Below are 19,525 nucleotides of genomic sequence, written 5' to 3' on the forward strand. Positions count from 1 at the left end.
CCAATACCTCCAAACTCGCGCGTCTCGCTTCAGATCACTGTACCGTCTCACGGGATCAGCGTGTACTTTTCGGCCAGCACTCTGTGGAGAAAACATCGGCACTGACCCGGTCAGTCAACCGTTACTCTCCCCAGTCTACGTTTTGGCGTCGTACCCAGTCGGCAAGCGCGTCGGCCGAGACGGCGGAGGGCCTTTTCACGGCGTGACAGAAGAATTCCCGGTTGCCATCCTGTCCTGGCAAAGTGGATGCGCTGAGCCCGACCGGGTCGAGCCCATGCCGGGCAGCAGTATGCACCACGCGAGTCACCGCTTGCACTCGGGCCTGGGGGTCGGTCACCACTCCGGATTTGGGGAGTGCTTTCTTGCCGACCTCGAATTGTGGTTTGACCATCAGCATCACATCGGCGCCGTCGGCACACACTCCGGCCAGCGGTTCCAGCACCAAGGTCAGTGAGATGAATGATAGGTCGGAAACCACCACCTCCACGGACTCCCCGAGCGTTTCGAGGCTCAGCGCGCGAATGTTCAGGCCTTCATACACGCTCACCCGGGGGTCAACTCGCAGCCGTGGCACCAGCTGGTCATGGCCCACGTCCACCGCGTGCACGTGTCCAGCTCCATGGTGCAATAACACGTCGGTAAATCCTCCCGTGGAAGCTCCGGCATCCAGGCAGCTAGCGCCCTTGACGTCTATTCCGCGGAAAATGTCCAAAGCACCGGCCAGTTTATGCCCGGCCCGAGATGCCCACTGCTGCTGGTCGGCCTGGGATTCCACCGTATCGCCGGAGGCAACTTTTTTCCCGGGCTTATGTACCACCTGGCCGTTGACGGTGATCACCCCCTGGTGAATCAAGCCTGCCGCCTGGCTTCGGGTGGGTGCCAGCCCGGCACTAACCAAATAGTGGTCCAACCGTTGCACAGGTGTCGAGGTCACAGCGTGGGCCCTGCCGCATTCGGGTCGTTGAGATGATCCTGGAGCTGATCCAGCACCTGCTCGTATCGCTGACACTCGGTGGCGATGTCTTGGTCCTGGATCCCGTCGAGAGCTTGGAGAATCTCGAGTAACCTGGCATCCGTGAGTTCAACGTCGTCATTCATGGGCGCCCTCAACCAATTGTCCCAAATGATCAATGATCACGTCAGGTTGTTCTGTTCTCTCACGACCGGCTACGTCGGCTGGCTGGTGGATTCCGGTGGTCACCAGGGCCGCAGTAAATCCCGCCGCATGTGCACCTTTAATATCGGTATCGAGCCGGTCACCGACCATCAGCGGGCGGTTCATTCCCTGAGCTTGGGCGGCCAGCTGGAATAATTGCGGCTCCGGCTTGCCAGCCACCACATCGGGGCCTCTGCCCACGGCCTGGGTGACCGCTCCAATCAGCGATCCGTTGCCGGGAGCGATGCCTTGTTCTTGAGGGATCGTCAGGTCCAAATTGGTAGCCACCCAGAAGGCGCCCCGGTGGATTGCGAAGCTCGCTTCGGCGAGATTCTTCCACCCGATTCCGGGGTCGAAACCTTGAATGACCGCCTCAGGCTGCTGGCTCGCGTGGTCCACCACCTGAAATCCCGCCTGTACTACCGCCTGTCGCAGACTGTCCGAACCGACGACGAAGACCGTTGCTCCGGGCTGTTGTTCTGCGCGCAGTATTTCAACACCGGCTTGAGCTGAGGAGTACACGTGTGCTGGCGCGGCGTGGACGCCGAGCTTCTGGAGTTTCGCTACCACGGCCTCGGTAGATTTCGAGGCGTTATTGGTGACGAAGCCCACGGCCACACCGTGGTCGATGAGATCATTGAGGATCTCGGCTCCGGAAATCAACTGGTCCCCGGCATAGACCACCCCGTCGAGATCACAGAGGAGCCCATCGTGTCCGTCACGAAGTTTCATCGGCGTAGGTTTCCTTGTCCCGAGTGTTTTTTCTGGGGGCGGGGACTTTTATCTGGCGCTGGCTCAAAATCTTCACCGAGGTCGATGATCGCTGGATCATCATCAGTCACCGAGAACCCGAGTGCTGATTCCGCTCGAGCGGTGCGTTGGCGCCACAGACGCGCTTCGCGCTCTTGTCCTGCGTTCTCTAATGCGTCCGCGTAAGCCGTAAATAGTCGCGGACTATAGCTAAAGGCCTTGTGCCGATCTAGTTCCGGAATCTGGAGCGCTGCAACGGCTTCCTGAGCGCGGCCGAGGTCCTGCAAGATCCCGGAGACCACGATAGCAAGTTCGACCCGGACACGTTTGGTTAGTTTTTCTCGGTTGACTTCCGCGGCGGTTTGGAGTGCTTTTTCGCCACGCCCCAGGGCACGCTCACAGTCCACGATCTCCGGAATATGGGTATCGTCTCCCGAAATACGTCGATACGTCCGGAACTCGCGTAGCGCATCCTGATATTTCTCTGCTTCGTAGGCGGTGATCCCGACTGCTTCCCTGACCACCCCGATGCGACCGCCACGGCTGGAGGCGGCGCGTGCGTGGTCAAAGGCGAGCTCGGGGTCTGCTTCTAAGTACCGGGCGGCCATCACCAAGTGCTTGGCGACCTTGACGCGGTTGTGCTCTTCTAAAGCCGCTAGTTCGCGGGTGACAGCCCCGTCCAGTTCCCGTCCGGTGACATCTCCGTCAATCTGTGGCTCCCGTGGGCGGTCCTTGCGCGGTCCCCGAACAGATCGCTGCCCGTGATGCCCACGCCCACGGTTTGGGTGTGACCGACCACCGTGGTTGTTGTGACGGTGCGGGCGCTGGCCTCCGTGGTCACGTCGTGGGGAGGACTGCTGTTCTGAATGTTCTGTCACTAACGAGCCGTTCTAACGATCGAAAATACCTTGTTACACGTCGGAGTTAGTCTACTAGAAAGCCACCGGTGTTGTTCGGTCAGACGAGGCCGGCTGAGCCACTGATCGGTTGAGAAACATCCTCAGGAACTGAAATCACTGTGCTCGCCACTCGCGCTTCTTCAACAGCGTGCACAGCAGACGTTAAAGCACACATTTCACGGTCGCTGTCGCCGTACCGAAGGACCAACGACCGTGAAATGTCAGCGTGGAGACTCGCTACAGTAGCTTGTTCGGTTGCCCCAGAAGGTCAACCACCTCGGCAAGGAACAACGCCGCAGGATACCCATCGTTCAACCGGTGATCCACCGTCAAACTCAAGGGCAACTCGTGGCGCCACACGAAGCCTGACCCAAACCGTGTCGGCACTTCACGAACCCGACCAATTCCCAAAATCGCTGACTGTGGCGGGTTAATGATGGGGGTGAAGAAATCAATTCCTTGCCCACCAAGTGCAGTGATGGAAAAAGTTCCTCCATCAAAGTCATCAGCGCCCAGGTCCTGGTCACGCGCACGTGTGGCCAGTTCCCGCGTGGTCTCTGCCATCTCGGCCAGCCCGAGGCGTTCGGCGTTGTGGATCACCGGAACAACGAGCCCGTCCTCGAGTGCCACCGCAAAACCTAGGTTGATCACGCCCGGATCGACGATGGAGTCGTCTTCCAGTCGGGAATTCAACAACGGATGGTGCCCGAGAGCGGCCGCTACCGCCCGCAGAACGGCGTCCATGTAGGACGGTTTCGTCACTCCGCCACCGACATCACCCCGGAAGGTTTCAAAGTCCGTGATATCCGCTGTGGTCGTCAGCGTATATTGTGCGGTGTCGGACAGGCTGGCGTGCATCCGATCGGCAATGACTTTACGTAACCGTGGGATTTTCTCCCGCGTTTCGCCTTCTGGTGAGACGCCACCGGCTTCGGCCGTACTTGGTTGCTCCTGGGCTTGGTCATCGGCAGGTGCAGCGTCGCGACCTTCGATAACGTCTCGGACGTCTTGGGTCACAATCCGGCCTGAGGTTCCGCTGCCGTCGATCTGAGCAAGGTCGATGTCGTGTTCTTTGGCCAGTTTGCGGGCCAAAGGAACCACCCCGGTGATGCGACCGGATTTCTTGCGAGCTTCTTCAATCCCTCGCGGTGCACCCGCATCATGCGAGGTGTTCTCGCTGGTGCGCCGCTCAGATTCTGTCGGTGATGTCGAAGTGGTCTCAGACGGTGACTCATCCCCGTCCTGAGGCGCTGCCTGTTGCTGCATCGCACCATCACCCACGACGCACAGCACAGTGTTAACCTCAACGGTGTCGTCTACGTCAACCAAAATTTCCTGAACGGTTCCCGCTGTTGGAGAGCTGACATCGTCGGTGACTTTGGCAGCTTCTATTTCAACGAGAGGTTGGCCAGCTTCTACTTCGTCGCCAACACTGACATACCACTGCGTGACGGTACCTTCACCCATTGACATGCCCCACTGTGGGAGCTTGATTTCAGTCGTCACAACGGCCCCTCTCATTCCATGGTTTGGTGTACGGCCGCAACGATGCGGTCGGCGTTCGGATATAGCGGTTTTTCCATCGACTGCGCGTATGGAATGTGAGTGTGCGGAGTGGTCACTCGCTGGATCGGTGCTTCCAGGTCCCAGAAACCTTCTTGGACAACTTCGGCCGAGATCTGTGAAGCAATCGAGGAAAAGTCATGACATGGGTCGGCCACAACAAGCTTTCCTGTCTTGGCGACAGAGGTCAGAATCGCTTCCAGGTCCAGAGGCAAAATCGATCGCGGGTCCAAGATCTCGGCGTCAATTCCTTCGTCGGCTAGTTGATTTGCTGCAGCCTCGGCAGCACCCAGTGCCCCGGCAACCGTCACGATGGTGACGTCTGAGCCTTCCCGTTTGATATCGGCCCGGCCCAAGGGAATCGTGAATTCCTCGTCGGCATCCGGAACTTCGCCACGTACACCGGTACGGGTGAAATCTTCCAGGACCACCACCGGATCGTCGGTTTGGATTGCTTGACGCAACAGCCCGTACATGTCTCTGGGCGTGGACGGCGCAATAATCTTCAGCCCGGGAATGGTTGCAAGGGTAGAAATCGGACGATCCGAGTGCTGGGCTGCGTTGCCCACGTTATAAATCATGGGCATCCGGATTGTTATGGGTAGCGATGCTTGACCACCGTAGATATATGTGGATTTCGAAATAATGGACACCAGTTGGTCCATGGCAACGTAGATGAACGGTGCAATTTCAATTTCGACGATGGGTCGCATCCCAACCATCGCAGCGCCCGCTCCAGTGCCAACGTAGCCATTCTCTGAAATGGGAGCGTCCCGAACACGTTCTAACCCGAACTGCTCTGAGAGTTTGCCATTCTTGTTCCCCGTTGTTCCGGTAATGTTCCAAGACACGTCCAAGCCCATGAGGAACACGTTCTCATCACGGGCCATCTCGTCACGTTGTGCTTCGACGATAGCGTCGAGATATGTCAAAGTACGCATTGCCTGTATCCTCTTCTCACACAGCTAGTGTCGAATCTCGACGGGTTCGGTGAATAGGTGGGTGAACGCCTCATCCGCCGATGGCTCCGGCGAGGCTTTGGCAAATTCAACCGCTTCATTGACTTCATCGATAATCGCTTCATCAATGCTGTCTAAATCAGCAATATTCAGACCGAATTCCTCAGCCTTATCACGGAACAGGACCAGGGGATCACGGTTCTCTCGCCACTCGTCGATCTCTTCGTCGTCCCGATATTCCTCAACGGGCAACCCAATCGCATGGTTCTCGAAACGGTAGGTGCGAGTCTCCACCAGCGAGGGTCCTTCACCGGACCGTGCCCGATCAACCGCTGTCTTGACCGCCTCATACACAGCCATGAACTCTTGTCCGTCAACAACAACGCCCGGCATATCGTAAGCCACGGAGCGGGCAGCGATTGATTCCGATGCCACTACCTTTCCCCAGGAGGTAAACTCACCATAACCGTTATTCTCACAGACGTACACGACGGGCAGATCCCAGATCGAGGCGATGTTGAGAGCCTCATGAAATGCACCTTCATTGGAAGCACCATCACCAAAGAAACATAAGGTGACCTGGTCTTTCCCCTGCAATTTCGTGCCCAACCCGGCGCCGGTAGCGACAGGCAGTCCGGACCCAACGATCGAGGTCTCCCCGAGCGACCCAACGGAGAAATCAGACAGGTGCATCGACCCGCCCTTACCTTCGTTAACACCGTCCACGCGGCCGAATAATTCAGCCATCAGCCCCTTGATATCGGCGCCTTTGCCGATAGGGTGCCCGTGTGACCGGTGTGTACCAACCATATAATCGGTCTCTTCAAGAGCTAAACACGACCCGACAATAGAGGCCTCTTGCCCCGCCGAAGTGTGAAACGCTCCATAAAGCTGACCATCAAGTAATAAATCTTTTGTTACTTCTTCAAACTGCCGAATTCGACTCATCCGCCGATAGGCTTCGATGAGCCGGTCCTCCTCGAGTTTCATGTTCCCGCCCCTCAACGTTTCCGCCTGAGGAAAGTCACCACGGAAACGTTCCGATGTGCAACTTGGACATTCAACTTTATCAGTAAATCGTTATCTAAACGCTCTACCGATATATTTAATATTACCAGGGCCACGCCCTCTGGGCCGACAGTTGAGGTGCTGATGCCCACAGCAACAACACGTCAAGAGCACTCAGGGAACGCGTTGCATTACCAAGAAACGCGCGGAAGTGATCGCCGTAGCATGAAGTCGGATAGAAACGACTGGACACTAGCTCATTGCGCCCGGGTAGCGGTCAGTGACAAACAATGATTGGAAGAGACTACAACAGATACACATAAAATAGCACAGTCCGAAGCACTGGCACTTTTTTAGCGCTGAATACGTACCTGCGTACCTGAACACCTCGATCAGGTGTTTGGTGGGTTAAATGGTGGTCGGGGACGAACAGAGCCTGGGCGGTGGTGGCGTCGTTGTCACCGGTGTGGTCTGTTCGTCCCCGACCGTGTAATGATTGTCCGGCGGTGTCCTACTCTCCCACACACTCCCGTGTGCAGTACCATCGGCGCTGTAGGTCTTAGCTTCCGGGTTCGGAATGGGACCGGGCGTTTCCCCTACGCTATAACCACCGTAACTCTTCTCACCAACCCCCAGGGGGTGGGGGTGGGAAACCTTGTCTTCGATTGTGTGGGCCTGTGTGTTTCACACACGGCGGTGTTAGTTGGGGTAATCCCATAGTGGACGTTGGCATGGTTGTGCTGGGCTAGAACACGTTGGGTGTCGTGTTTTTTGTGTGTGCCGTGAGTGTTTGCTCGTGATCACCCTGACAGGCCACCCCCGGTAGGGGTGGTGTCGTGTCAGGGTGTGGTGTTGTCTCTGGCTTACCATCTCACACCCCAGACCCGTGATCCTCCACCAACCCCCGGCGGGCGGGGAGTGGTTTGTGGTTGGTTGGGGGTGTTTGTAAGTCTTTGGTCTATTAGTACCGGTCAGCTCAACACGTCGTCAGTCCGTGCTTACACACCCGGCCTATCAACCCAGTCATCTACTGGGAACCTCTCACACCACAAGGGTGTCAGGAGAATTCATCTTGAAGCAAGCTTCCCGCTTAGATGCTTTCAGCGGTTATCTATCCCGAACGTAGCCAATCAGCCATGCACCTGGCGGTACAACTGACATACCAGAGGTTCGTCCGTCCCGGTCCTCTCGTACTAAGGACAGCCCTTCTCAATTCTCCACCGCGCGCAGAGGATAGGGACCGAACTGTCTCACGACGTTCTGAACCCAGCTCGCGTACCGCTTTAATGGGCGAACAGCCCAACCCTTGGGACCAACTCCAGCCCCAGGATGCGACGAGCCGACATCGAGGTGCCAAACCATGCCGTCGATATGAACTCTTGGGCAAGATAAGCCTGTTATCCCCGAGGTACCTTTTATCCGTTGAGCGACGACCGTTCCACAACGAGTCGCCGGATCACTAGTCCCAACTTTCGTTCCTGCTCGACCTGCCAGTCTCACAGTCAAGCTCCCTTGTGCACTTACACTCAACACCTGATTGCCAACCAGGCTGAGGGAACCTTTGGGCGCCTCCGTTACCATTTAGGAGGCAACCGCCCCAGTTAAACTACCCATCAGGCACTGTCCCTGAACCGGATCACGGTCCGAAGTTAGATATTCACTATGACCAGAGTGGTATTTCACACAACGACTCCACTACCACTAGCGTGCTAGCTTCACAGTCTCCCACCTATTCTACACAAGCCACACCGAACACCAATACCAAACTATAGTGAAGGTCTCGGGGTCTTTCCGTCCTTCTGCGCGTAACGAGCATCTTTACTCGTACTGCAATTTCACCGAGTTCACAGTTGAGACAGCGGGGAAGTCGTTACTCCATTCGTGCAGGTCGGAACTTACCCGACAAGGAATTTCGCTACCTTAGGATGGTTATAGTTACCACCGCCGTTTACTGGGGCTTAACTTCACCACGTCGCCCACAAAGGGCTAATAGCTCCGCTTAACCTTCCAGCACCGGGCAGGAGTCAGTCCATATACATCGTCTTACGACTTCGCATGGACCTGTGTTTTTGATAAACAGTCGCTTCCCCCTGGTCTCTGCGGCCCCTACCCCCTCCACCCAGCACGTGGGTGTCAAGGTCGAGGCCCCCCTTCTTCCGAAGTTACGGGGGCATTTTGCCGAGTTCCTTAACTATGATTCTCTCGATCGCCTTAGTATTCTCTACCTGACTACCTGAGTCGGTTTAGGGTACGGGCAATGTCAACCTCGCGTCGATGCTTTTCTTGGCAGCATAGGATCACCAGATCTCCCACCACGTGGGAGCCCATCACGTCTCAGACACACACAGAGCGGATTTACCAACCCTGCATCCTACACGCTTAGACCAGGACCATTCCACTGCCTGGCCCGGCTACCTTCCTGCGTCACACCTGTTAACACGCTTGCCTCACCAGTTCAGGTCCCACGCTCACCAACCACGTCACCCCGAAAGGTGATCCAGGAAGGCTCGGGTGGTTAGTATCACCAGCTCAGCAGGGACGGTCTACCACTGGTACGGGAATATCAACCCGTTATCCATCGACTACGCCTGTCGGCCTCGCCTTAGGTCCCGACTAACCCAGGGAAGATGAACTTGACCCTGGAACCCTTAGTCATCCGGCGGAAGGGTTTCTCACCCTCCTATCGCTACTCATGCCTGCATTCTCACTCGCACGCTCTCCACAACCGTTCACACGACTGCTTCACCACACGCACGACGCTCCCCTACCCAACCCACCACACGGTGGTTTGTCACAGTTTCGGCGGTATGCTTAAGCCCCGCTACATTGTCGGCGCAAAATCACTTGACCAGTGGGCTATTACGCACTCTTTCAAGGGTGGCTGCTTCTAAGCCAACCTCCTGGTTGTCTCAGCAACTTCACATCCTTTTCCACTTAGCACACGCTTAGGGGCCTTAACCGATGATCTGGGCTGTTTCCCTCTCGACCATGAAGCTTATCCCCCACAGTCTCACTGCCACGCTCTCACTCACCAGCATTCGGAGTTTGGCTGACGTCAGTAACCTTGTCGGGCCCATCAGCCAACCAGTAGCTCTACCACCAGCAAGAAACACGCAACGCTGCACCTAAATGCATTTCGGGGAGAACCAGCTATCACGGAGTTTGATTAGCCTTTCACCCCTACCCACAGCTCATCCCCTCCATTTTCAACTGAAGTGGGTCCGGTCCTCCACGTGCTCTTACACACGCTTCAACCTGGCCATGGGTAGATCACTCCGCTTCGGGTCCAGAACACGCGACTCACCGCCCTATTCAGACTCGCTTTCGCTACGACTACCCCACACGGGTTAACCTCGCCACGCATCACTGACTCGCAGGCTCATTTTGCAAAAGGCACGCTCTCACACCCCACAGGACGCTCGAACGGATTGTAAGCACATGGTTTCAGGTACTCTTTCACTCCCCTCCCGGGGTACTTTTCACCATTCCCTCACGGTACTGATCCACTATCGGTCAATAGGAAGTATTTAGACTTACCAGGTGGTCCTGGCAGATTCACACGGGACTCCACGAACCCCGTACTACTCGGGAAAACACCAAAGCCCGGCCAACGCGTTACCACTACGGGACTCTCACCCACTACGGTGTAGCATCCAAACTACTTCGCATACACGCAACCATCACTCGCCAGCCCGGTAGAACCAGCACAGCGCATCCCACAACCCCTAGCACGCAACCACTACCGTGTATCACACGCACCAGGTTTAGCCTCATCCACGTTCGCTCGCCACTACTAGCAGAATCATTATTATTTTCTCTTCCTGCAGGTACTGAGATGTTTCACTTCCCCACGTTCCCTCCAACTGGCCTATACATTCAACCAGCGGTCACGCACCACCACGATGCGCGGGGTTACCCCATTCGGACATCCTGGCATCAACGCTCGGTTATCAACTCCACCAGGCTTATCGCAGATTCCCACGTCCTTCATCGGCTCCTATTACCAAGGCATCCACCATGCGCCCTTCACAACTTACAAACACCACCAACCCCCACAACCCAACACAACGAAGGAATCACAGGGGGCAACCGATGGCGCCACACGTAAGCCACAAAACAAGCAACACCAACACCACACACAACACCACAACAGCATCATGCGATGGTGACTGGACACACAAAACAAACAACTAAAGCAACCACAAAGAAACACCACCACAACCACCAACCCCAACAGGCCAATGATCGCAGCACAAACTCGTGCTCTTTGCAGCACAACCACAACACCACAAACCGCAGTGTCATGATAGATGCTCACGTCCACTATGCAATTACCACAACAACACCCCACCCACCCCCATCACCACCAACACGATGACAACAAGAGCAGACAGGCCACCAGGGAACAATTACCCCATAACCCAACAGTGCACCAAACACACCAGAACACCACCAGCAACCACCACACTCCACGAACCACACCACACACAACACGCGGCGCGGAACAGTACTAATAGCAGCAACCAGCCATGCCCACAGCATGACCCCCACACAACCAGGGATTCATTGATGATCCACCCAAACAGCACCCTGGCACCAACACCACAACAGCATCAGTCACCACACCAGGGCACCAACAAAAACACTGAGAAAAAAACTTTCTCCTTAGAAAGGAGGTGATCCAGCCGCACCTTCCGGTACGGCTACCTTGTTACGACTTAGTCCCAATCGCCAGTCCCACCTTCGACGGCTCCCCCCACAACGGTTAGGCCACCGGCTTCGGGTGTTACCAACTTTCGTGACTTGACGGGCGGTGTGTACAAGGCCCGGGAACGTATTCACCGCAGCATTGCTGATCTGCGATTACTAGCGACTCCGACTTCATGGGGTCGAGTTGCAGACCCCAATCCGAACTGAGACCAGCTTTAAGGGATTAGCTCAACCTCACAGTATCGCAACCCTCTGTACCGGCCATTGTAGCATGCGTGAAGCCCAAGACATAAGGGGCATGATGATTTGACGTCATCCCCACCTTCCTCCGAGTTGACCCCGGCAGTCTCCTATGAGTCCCCAACCAAATGCTGGCAACATAGAACGAGGGTTGCGCTCGTTGCGGGACTTAACCCAACATCTCACGACACGAGCTGACGACAACCATGCACCACCTGTACACCAGCCCAAAAAGGGAAGAACCATCTCTGGAACGATCCGGTGTATGTCAAGCCTTGGTAAGGTTCTTCGCGTTGCATCGAATTAATCCGCATGCTCCGCCGCTTGTGCGGGCCCCCGTCAATTCCTTTGAGTTTTAGCCTTGCGGCCGTACTCCCCAGGCGGGGCACTTAATGCGTTAGCTACGGCGCGGAAAACGTGGAAATATCCCCCACACCTAGTGCCCAACGTTTACGGCATGGACTACCAGGGTATCTAATCCTGTTCGCTCCCCATGCTTTCGCTCCTCAGCGTCAGTAACAGCCCAGAGACCTGCCTTCGCCATCGGTGTTCCTCCTGATATCTGCGCATTCCACCGCTACACCAGGAATTCCAATCTCCCCTACTGCACTCCAGTCTGCCCGTACCCACTGCAAACTCAGAGTTAAGCCCTGAGCTTTCACAGCAGACGCGACAAACCGCCTACGAGCTCTTTACGCCCAATAATTCCGGATAACGCTCGCACCCTACGTATTACCGCGGCTGCTGGCACGTAGTTAGCCGGTGCTTCTTCTGCAGGTACCGTCACCAAAGCTTCTTCCCTGCTGAAAGAGGTTTACAACCCGAAGGCCGTCATCCCTCACGCGACGTCGCTGCATCAGGCTTGCGCCCATTGTGCAATATCCCCCACTGCTGCCTCCCGTAGGAGTCTGGGCCGTGTCTCAGTCCCAGTGTGGCCGGTCACCCTCTCAGGCCGGCTACCCGTCGAAGCCTTGGTAGGCCATTACCCCACCAACAAGCTGATAGGCCGCGAGTCCATCCAAAACCGCAAAAACTTTCCACAACCAACCATGCGGTCAGAAGTCATATCCAGTATTAGACCCAGTTTCCCAGGCTTATCCCAGAGTCAAGGGCAGGTTACTCACGTGATACTCACCCGTTCGCCACTAATCCACCACAGCAAGCTGTAGCTTCATCGTTCGACTTGCATGTGTTAAGCACGCCGCCAGCGTTCATCCTGAGCCAGGATCAAACTCTCCAAAACAAGAACAACAAAAATGAAGTCACGCCCCAGAAAGAACGATCAAAAGGCAGGCCGGAAAAACCCACCACTGGCCAAACCACAACCCCAAAACCAACGAGGCAAAAAAGAGGCCATGGCAACCAAACAAAAAAAATTTGGCATCAACAAACTTGGCACACTATCGAGTTATCAAACAACCGTTCGTAGAAACAGAAGAAGAGGTTTTCAACTTCCCATTTCTCAGGGTTTCCACGATAGTCACTCGATGTTCACCTCGTCAAATCAGATCTTCACCTGATTTTCAGAAGCAAATTCGAACCCAACGTGGAAGAGAACCGGATTCGTAGTTTAGCAGATGATCTCTCTGCGTTGCAAATTCTGTTCTCGATGCTGTCTCTTCTTGGCCGCTCGTTCAGCGGGCTTGGTCTCTGACAGCAATGAATACTTTACACACACCTCGTGCAAAAAACAAAATCGGCGGAATCGTCGGGTTCTACCGCATGATTCCGCCGATTTTAGGCTGATAGCGACGGTGTGCGAAAACTATTTTCTGTGACCCCGCTCTCGCGTTGGGGTTAGTCAGCTGGTTCTTTCGCCCTAGAGCGCGCTGAGGTCCACGAAGGCTAGATTCTTCTTGCCTCGACGCACGAAGAGGTACTTCCCATGCAGGGCCTTTTCGGCCCCAAACTGCTCTTCGGGGTCGGGAATTTTCTCGTTATTGACGGAGGCGCCACCATCGCTGACGGTTCGCCGTGCCGAGGACCTGGATTTTTCCAGGCCTGTAGCAACGAGCAAGTCAACTATGGTGAGCGCGGAAGAGTCCAGGGCTCCTGGCTCGGGCCGTGGTAGTTCGGCACCTGCCGCAGCTAAGGTCTGCTCGTCAATATGAGCCAATTCGCCGCGGCCGAAGAGCGCAGCCGAAGCGTCAATGACCTGTCGGGTTTGTTCTTCGCCGTGCACCAGACTAGTCACCAACCATGCCAAAATTTTCTGGGCCTCACGCAAATGTGGTTGCTCTTTGACCTTCGTCTCATAGTCTGCAATCTGATCCCGGGTGAGGAACGTGAAGACTTTCAACCGGTCGATCACGTCTGCATCGGCGGTATTGAGCCAGAACTGGTAGAAGGTGTAGGGCGAACACATCTCAGGATCGAGCCAGATCGCATTGCCTTCAGATTTACCGAATTTGGTGCCGTCCGCGTTGGTGATCAACGGAGTCCCGAAGGCGTGGACATGTTGACCTTCAACTTTGCGGACCAACTCGGTTCCGGAGGTGAGGTTTCCCCACTGGTCAGAACCACCGGTTTGTAGCACGCAACCGTAACGACGGTAGAGCTCCAGAAAGTCGTAGCCCTGCAAGATCTGGTAGGAGAACTCGGTGTAGGAGATGCCTTCTTCAGATTCGAGTCTCTTGGCTACGATCTCTTTTTTGATCATGGTTCCCACGCGGAAGAACTTACCAATATCGCGTAAGAAATCCAGGGCCGAAAGCTGCCCGGTCCAGTCCAGGTTGTTCACCATGGTGGCGACATTGTCTCCGGCGTCGAACTCCAGATAGTTCGAAACCTGGTCTTGCAGAGAATTGACCCACTCGGCCACGAGGGCCTTATCGTTCAGAGTCCGTTCTGTGGTTTGTCGCGGGTCTCCGATCAGTCCGGTGAATCCTCCGACCAACGCCAGGGGTTTGTGTCCCGCCAGCTGCAGTCGGCGCATCACCAGCAGTTGAACCAGGTGTCCAAGATGAAGCGACGCTGCTGTCGGGTCGAAGCCACAATAGTAGGTGATGGGTTCTCCAGCAAGCACTTTTTCCAGTGCTTGTTCATCGGTACTCACATGTGCCAGTCCTCGCCACTTCAGCTCCTGCCAAATATTGTCAAAGGACGGATCATTGGCTTGTGGCACGGAAATTTCACCTGGAGTAGTCACACACCACAACATACCAGTTTCTATCTGGACTCTGGTGCATCTTCCCCACAGTCAGTGCTTGGAGTAGTTAGGCTCAGGCTGTTTCAACGGCGTGACAGTGTTGTTCCAATGGTGCGGGAAGCTCCTCGGGATCGTCGGTGGTGATCATCCGTAAAATTTGGGTGGCTCGGGTCATGGCCACGTAGAGGTCACCGATCGAGCCCTCGGCTTCGGCCACGATCTGTTGGGGCTCGACGATCACCACGGCGTCGTATTCGAGTCCCTTGGATTCATAGGCTGTCACCAGGACCAGATCCCGGTCGTGACGCAGTCCTTGTCCCCACCAGATGCGCTCAGGAAAGGCCGAGGACAAGTTCTGACCGGTCGTGTCAATGAGTGCCTCGGGCACCACGACGGCGATCAGTGCCGCGGGCAGGTCGGTGGCCAACCGATTAATCACCTCATGCAGATGCCTGTCTCGATCACCAACACCAACAACATCAATACGTGGACGGTCCTCACCGGCGCGGAGCGCTTTCGGAGTGGAGATGTTCGCCCCGTGACGGGTGGCAACTTCGGCGGCCAAGTCGGCAATGGTGGCCGGTGTTCGGTAGTTCACGCTCAGTTCCATCTCGCGGGTCGCCTGATCCGCGAAGGGCTCCAGACGTTGCCGCCACGTGGTGGTGTCGGCGTTGGAGGACTGCGCAATATCGCCAACGATGGTGAAAGACTTGATCGGACATCGGCGGAACAGCACCCGCCACTGCATCGGGGTCAATTCTTGACCTTCATCCACAATGACGTGCCCGTAGGTCCAGCCCCGATCGGTGATAGCGTGCTCAGCAGCGCTACGCCGGACGTGCTGAGGTCCTTGTGACCGGGCCAGGGCCTCGGCAGTCACGACACCATCGACTCCGAGGTCTTCCAGGCTCTGGTGCACATTCTCCAACGTTGCTTCGGCATTGGCGAGGTCACGTTCGTATTGACGTTGCTCGGCGCGTTGTACCGCGCGGGTAGCGGCGTCCACCGCCCCGAGCAGTTCAGCCAGTTCATCCAAGAGTGGCACATCAGAGACCGTAAAAGGCGCGTGGGGCTCACGGAGCAACGCCAGTAGCTCGTGGTTGTCGAGCATATAAGCCGCATCGACGAGTAGGCGCGGGGTGGACAGTAACTCGTCGAGAACTTTTTCTGGGCTCAACGGCATCCAACACATGTTCAGGATGCGCCGCACATCCACAGACTGGCGGATTTCGGTGGGCACATAGGACCGGTCGGCCTCGTTCTTGCCTGCGGACCCGGCGGCAAGTTCGGCGATCATCTGATCGCTCAGAGCGTCGACGACCTCGTTGACGAAGACTTCTCGTGCTTGGTTGTGGGCCAGTCCGGAATGGCGTGCTTTCTTCAGCGCAGCGTCGACGACCTGGGGTGTCAGGGTCAGCGTAATGGTTTCAACCTTCAACTCACGCGGGGTAGTGATCCGGCGTTGCCGGGCCTGGACCGCGTGGCGCATCACGTCAGCCATCACCGCACGTCCTTTGATGCGAGCCACGTCCCGAGAGGTTTCGGCAACGGCTTTGAGCCCGGGATACAGCTCCGCCAGAGAACTCATCACCACACCGTTTTCGCCCAGGGAAGGTAACACCTGGTCAATGTAATTCATGAACGCTTCCGAGGGGCCCACCAATAGTACGCCGGAGGACTCCAAGCGTTGCCGGTGGGTGTACAGCAAATACGCAGCCCGGTGCAGGGCCACGGCCGTCTTGCCGGTCCCGGGGCCTCCCTGAACCACCAAGACGCCGGACAGCGGGGACCGGATGATCTCATCTTGTTCAGCTTGAATGGTCGCCACAATGTCGCCCATGCGTCCGGTGCGCCGGGCGGTGACCGCACTCAGCAATGCCGAGGAACGATACTGGATATCTTCATCGACCAGATCTGCATCAAGCACGTCATCATCAAAGCCCACGACCCGTCGGCGTGACATCAACAGGTGACGGCGTCGTTGAACCGTCCCACGGTTCTGCGCGGTGGCCTGGTAGAACGCAGCTGATTCCGGGGCGCGCCAGTCGATCAGTAGCCGGGAGTGATCCGCCGAGCTCAGACCGATCCGTCCGATATAGCGTGGGTCCTCGTTCTCGGTGTCAAGCCGGCCGAATACCAGGCGATCTTCGACGGCGTCGAGTTGAGCGATCCGGTCCTCGTACTGGGTGGCAAAGGCATCACGCTCGGATTGGTTCTGCAAGGATCCTTGCGCGCCGGATTTACGCACCCGGGCTAGTTGTTCCCGCTTTTCAGCGCGTAGCTGGTCAAGCCGAGCGTAGAGCTGCCCAACATAGCGTTGTTCCCGGGCGAGTTCATCCCGGTAGGTTTCAGGAAGGTGATCGTGGGCGTCGGAGCAGGACTGATCAACGTGCATATGTCACCTGTTTCACCGGCACTGGACTACAGCAGGCCGGTGGGGTTGGAGTCGATGAAGTCACGGACACGATGTAATTGTGCTTTGAATTCTTCCAGCTGTTGAGCCACCGCCTCCGGGGCGGTTCCGCCCTGGGCGTTGCGGGCGCTGAGGGAACCGTGGGTCGTCAACACCTCCCGCACTGCGGGAGTGAGGTGTACGGAGACGGAGGCAAACTCCTCATCGGTGAGATCCCAGAGTTCCACTCCGCGTCGTTCGGCGATTTTGACGGCTTCGCCAGACAACTCGTGAGCAACTCGGAACGGTACGCCCTGTCGGACCAGCCATTCGGCGATATCGGTGGCCAGCGCGAAACCTTCCGGGGCCAGTTCGGCCATCTTCTCGGTATTGAATTCCAAGGTAGCAATCATGCCAGAGACCGCCGGCAACAAGATTTCCAGGTTGTCCACGGCGTCAAAGACGGGCTCTTTATCTTCCTGCAGGTCCCGGTTGTAGGCCAACGGCAGACCTTTGAGCGTGGTCAACAGGCCGGTGAGATCACCAATGAACCGTCCGGATTTACCCCGGGCGAGTTCAGCGACGTCGGGGTTCTTCTTCTGTGGCATGATGGACGAGCCGGTCGAGAAAGCATCAGCTAAGGTGGCGAAATTGGCTTCTTTCGTCGCCCAGAAGATCACTTCTTCGGAGATTCGGGAGAGGTCGATGCCGATCATGGCCACGATCCAGAGGAATTCAGCGAAAATATCCCGAGCAGCGGTACCATCAATGGAATTGAACACCGCGGAATCAAATCCCAACTCTGTGGCAACCCTATTGGGGTCCAATCCCAGGGTCGACCCGGCCAGTGCGCCGGAGCCATAGGGCGATACCGCGGCGCGAACATCCCAGTCTTGCAGACGTTGCAGATCGCGTAGCATCGCCCAGGCGTGGGCCAACAGGTGGTGGGACAGCAACACCGGTTGGGCGTGCTGCAGGTGAGTACGCCCCGGCATGGGCGCGTAGGGGTGGGACTCTGCCTGATCAACCAATGCTTGCACGACCGCCTGTAACCGGCCACCGATGATGCGGGCATGATCACGCAGGTACATTCTGCCCATGGTCGCAATTTGATCGTTGCGCGACCGACCGGCTCGCAGTTTTCCACCCAGTTCTTCGCCGGCGCGTTCTAACAGTCCACGTTCCAGGGCACCATGAACGTCTTCATCAGTCTCGGCTGGCTGAAATTTTTCTGAAAGCACATCGGCTTCCAGCGTGTCCAGGGCCTCGAGCATCCCGGCAAGTTCGTCCTCGGTGAGCAACCCGCTACGGTACAACACGCGGGCGTGGGCACGCGAACCGGCGATATCGTAGCGGGCCAGTCGCCAGTCGAAGTCGGTGGATTTACTCAGCGCTGCCACGGCTTGGTTGGGGCCACCGGAGAATCGCCCTCCCCACAGCGACCCTTGATTGGTGCCGTGGCGCGGTGCGGGTTGGCCTGGAGATGTGGAGGAACCGCTCATGCGTGTGTGTTGTCCCCTCAGAACTGTGTCGGATGAATCAAAAAGTTACCACCTCCACTTTAGCGACTTTGTGGTCTGAAGAAACACTCTGGGAGAGATCATCGGTCTACGGGCGACTTCAAGCCACCGGCAGGGTGTTCTAGAGTGGGAGCATGGCTGATTCTGCAACACCGACCCCGGAACATTCCGGTCCCGAACCCCAGTTGAGTGACGAGCAGATCGAGTTTCTGCATACGCTGTTCGATGCGGCTCGCGAGGGGAAAGTCCAGATGCTGTCTTCGGCGATTGATCAAGGGATCCCGGTCAATCTCGCCAATGCCAATGGTGATACGTTCCTGATTCTGGCGACCTACCGCAACCAGCCCGAGGTGGTCAGCGCCCTGCTGGAACGCGGTGCGGATGTCAACGCCACGAATCAGCGGGGTCAGTCCGCACTGACCTGCGCGGTATTCCTGCAGGACAAAGGCCTGGTCCAACAACTACTCGAGGCCGGTGCGGACCCTGAGCTGGGTGCCCAGTCAGCACGAGCCACCGTAGAGTTCATGGACCTGCCCGCTATGAAGGACGTGCTGGACCAGCACCAACGCTAGCCCTCGGAGCGCCCGCTATTCGCCGAGCTGGCCACCGGCCATATTCAAGAACATCGTGGCGAGTCGATGACCGGTCGTAGTTTCACGGGCGATCACGAGAATCGCATCATCGCCGGCAATGGTACCTAGCACCTCGTCCAGTCGCGCCTGGTCAATGCAGGAGGCCAAAAATTGTGCGGCTCCTGGCGGGGTGCGGACCACCACTAAGTTCCCGGAGGCCTCGGCGGAGACCAACAGCTCCCGACAGAGCCCAGCCAGCCGCGCCAGCGCTTTGGCTCGAGGGCCACTCAACGGTGTCTGCTCTAGATCACCGGTCTGCGCGTTCTGCGAGCGCTGCTGCGCATCGGCGTCAGGCCCCAGGTCCGGAACCACATACACCAGTTCTCCCCCGGCGTCCCGGGCCCGGGAGGCGCCGAGTTCGACCAGATCACGGGAGAGCGTGCCCTGAGTGACCTCCACTCCCTGCTGGGCGAGCATGGCCCGCAATTGAGCCTGGGAACTGACCGGATAGTCGGCCAACAGAGACCGGATGTGGGCCTGCCGAGCCGTCTTAGTGCCCGGCGTGTTGGGTTTACTGCGCGGTGTGCTAGCACGTTTGTCCATGAGAC

The 19,525-nt window shown here is 57.0% G+C and carries 13 protein-coding genes and 3 rRNA genes; 2 read left to right on the forward strand and 14 right to left on the reverse strand.

Annotated features, from left to right (window positions below; all coding sequences use genetic code 11):
• Positions 1-121 precede the first annotated feature (121 nt).
• The 10 genes from DCC27_RS04830 to DCC27_RS04870 all read right to left on the reverse strand — a co-directional run bounded on the left by DCC27_RS04830 (position 122) and on the right by DCC27_RS04870 (position 12,528).
• Positions 122-934, reverse strand: coding sequence for a TlyA family RNA methyltransferase (locus tag DCC27_RS04830; RefSeq protein ID WP_246840143.1), 813 nt, complete (start codon positions 932-934; stop codon positions 122-124).
• Complete coding sequence (locus DCC27_RS12165) at positions 931-1,098, reverse strand: hypothetical protein (protein ID WP_168186074.1); 168 nt, start codon at positions 1,096-1,098, stop codon at positions 931-933. Before DCC27_RS12165 ends, DCC27_RS04830 begins: the two co-directional genes overlap by 4 nt.
• Positions 1,091-1,888, reverse strand: a complete 798-nt coding sequence (locus DCC27_RS04835; RefSeq protein WP_110110337.1) for an HAD-IIA family hydrolase — start codon at positions 1,886-1,888, stop codon at positions 1,091-1,093. Before DCC27_RS04835 ends, DCC27_RS12165 begins: the two co-directional genes overlap by 8 nt.
• The gene (locus tag DCC27_RS04840; RefSeq protein ID WP_110110338.1) at positions 1,885-2,784 is read right to left on the reverse strand and encodes a hypothetical protein; all 900 of its coding nucleotides are present in this window, start codon (positions 2,782-2,784) and stop codon (positions 1,885-1,887) included. Before DCC27_RS04840 ends, DCC27_RS04835 begins: the two co-directional genes overlap by 4 nt.
• A 258-nt stretch (positions 2,785-3,042) precedes the next feature.
• Positions 3,043-4,311 (reverse strand): dihydrolipoamide acetyltransferase family protein, encoded by a 1,269-nt coding sequence (locus tag DCC27_RS04845; RefSeq protein WP_168186075.1) that lies wholly within the window; start codon positions 4,309-4,311, stop codon positions 3,043-3,045.
• An 11-nt stretch (positions 4,312-4,322) separates the two neighbouring features.
• Entirely contained in the window at positions 4,323-5,309 is a 987-nt protein-coding gene (locus tag DCC27_RS04850; protein WP_110099293.1) for an alpha-ketoacid dehydrogenase subunit beta, read from the reverse strand.
• A gap of 24 nt (positions 5,310-5,333) precedes the next feature.
• A complete protein-coding gene (locus DCC27_RS04855; protein WP_110100421.1) occupies positions 5,334-6,317 on the reverse strand; it encodes a thiamine pyrophosphate-dependent dehydrogenase E1 component subunit alpha in 984 nt (327 codons plus the stop codon).
• A gap of 516 nt (positions 6,318-6,833) precedes the next feature.
• Positions 6,834-6,950, reverse strand: a 5S ribosomal RNA gene (gene rrf, locus DCC27_RS04860).
• Between the two features lie 326 nt (positions 6,951-7,276).
• Positions 7,277-10,374 (reverse strand): 23S ribosomal RNA (locus DCC27_RS04865).
• 630 nt (positions 10,375-11,004) lie between these two features.
• Positions 11,005-12,528: ribosomal RNA gene (locus DCC27_RS04870) — 16S ribosomal RNA — on the reverse strand.
• The 16S, 23S and 5S rRNA genes sit together here, the layout of an rRNA operon.
• A 13-nt stretch (positions 12,529-12,541) precedes the next feature.
• Here DCC27_RS04870 and DCC27_RS12085 point away from each other — a divergent pair.
• Entirely contained in the window at positions 12,542-12,805 is a 264-nt protein-coding gene (locus DCC27_RS12085; protein WP_148707506.1) for a hypothetical protein, read from the forward strand.
• Positions 12,806-13,104: 299 nt separating this feature from the next.
• On the opposite strand, the gene tyrS is transcribed toward DCC27_RS12085, so the two are convergent.
• The 3 genes from tyrS to argH form a co-directional block, all read right to left on the reverse strand.
• A complete protein-coding gene (gene tyrS, locus DCC27_RS04875; protein ID WP_246840144.1) occupies positions 13,105-14,433 on the reverse strand; it encodes a tyrosine--tRNA ligase in 1,329 nt (442 codons plus the stop codon).
• A 73-nt stretch (positions 14,434-14,506) separates the two neighbouring features.
• Entirely contained in the window at positions 14,507-16,828 is a 2,322-nt protein-coding gene (locus tag DCC27_RS04880; RefSeq protein WP_110110913.1) for a UvrD-helicase domain-containing protein, read from the reverse strand.
• 26 nt (positions 16,829-16,854) lie between these two features.
• Positions 16,855-18,327, reverse strand: a complete 1,473-nt coding sequence (gene argH, locus DCC27_RS04885) for an argininosuccinate lyase (RefSeq protein ID WP_110110912.1) — start codon at positions 18,325-18,327, stop codon at positions 16,855-16,857.
• Positions 18,328-18,479: 152 nt separating this feature from the next.
• Between argH and DCC27_RS04890 the strand changes: the two genes are divergently transcribed.
• Entirely contained in the window at positions 18,480-18,917 is a 438-nt protein-coding gene (locus DCC27_RS04890; RefSeq protein WP_110099535.1) for an ankyrin repeat domain-containing protein, read from the forward strand.
• 15 nt (positions 18,918-18,932) lie between these two features.
• Here DCC27_RS04890 and DCC27_RS04895 read toward each other — a convergent pair whose 3' ends face one another.
• Positions 18,933-19,520, reverse strand: a complete 588-nt coding sequence (locus DCC27_RS04895) for an arginine repressor (protein WP_110101707.1) — start codon at positions 19,518-19,520, stop codon at positions 18,933-18,935.
• Between the last annotated feature and the right edge of the window lie 5 nt (positions 19,521-19,525).

Origin of the sequence: Auritidibacter sp. NML130574, assembly GCF_003185725.2 — a bacterium.
GTDB lineage: Bacteria > Actinomycetota > Actinomycetes > Actinomycetales > Micrococcaceae > Auritidibacter > Auritidibacter ignavus.

Excerpts from the sequence above, each read along its gene's own strand:
- DCC27_RS12165 (WP_168186074.1), bottom strand. The coding sequence starts at position 1,098 with ATGAATGACGACGTTGAACTCACGGATGCCAGGTTACTCGAGATTCTC.
- DCC27_RS04835 (WP_110110337.1), bottom strand. The coding sequence starts at position 1,888 with ATGAAACTTCGTGACGGACACGATGGGCTCCTCTGTGATCTCGACGGG.
- DCC27_RS04850 (WP_110099293.1), bottom strand. The coding sequence starts at position 5,309 with ATGCGTACTTTGACATATCTCGACGCTATCGTCGAAGCACAACGTGAC.
- DCC27_RS04855 (WP_110100421.1), bottom strand. The coding sequence starts at position 6,317 with ATGAAACTCGAGGAGGACCGGCTCATCGAAGCCTATCGGCGGATGAGT.
- DCC27_RS12085 (WP_148707506.1), top strand. The coding sequence starts at position 12,542 with ATGAAGTCACGCCCCAGAAAGAACGATCAAAAGGCAGGCCGGAAAAAC.
- DCC27_RS04880 (WP_110110913.1), bottom strand. The coding sequence starts at position 16,828 with ATGCACGTTGATCAGTCCTGCTCCGACGCCCACGATCACCTTCCTGAA.
- argH (WP_110110912.1), bottom strand. The coding sequence starts at position 18,327 with ATGAGCGGTTCCTCCACATCTCCAGGCCAACCCGCACCGCGCCACGGC.
- DCC27_RS04890 (WP_110099535.1), top strand. The coding sequence starts at position 18,480 with ATGGCTGATTCTGCAACACCGACCCCGGAACATTCCGGTCCCGAACCC.
- DCC27_RS04895 (WP_110101707.1), bottom strand. The coding sequence starts at position 19,520 with ATGGACAAACGTGCTAGCACACCGCGCAGTAAACCCAACACGCCGGGC.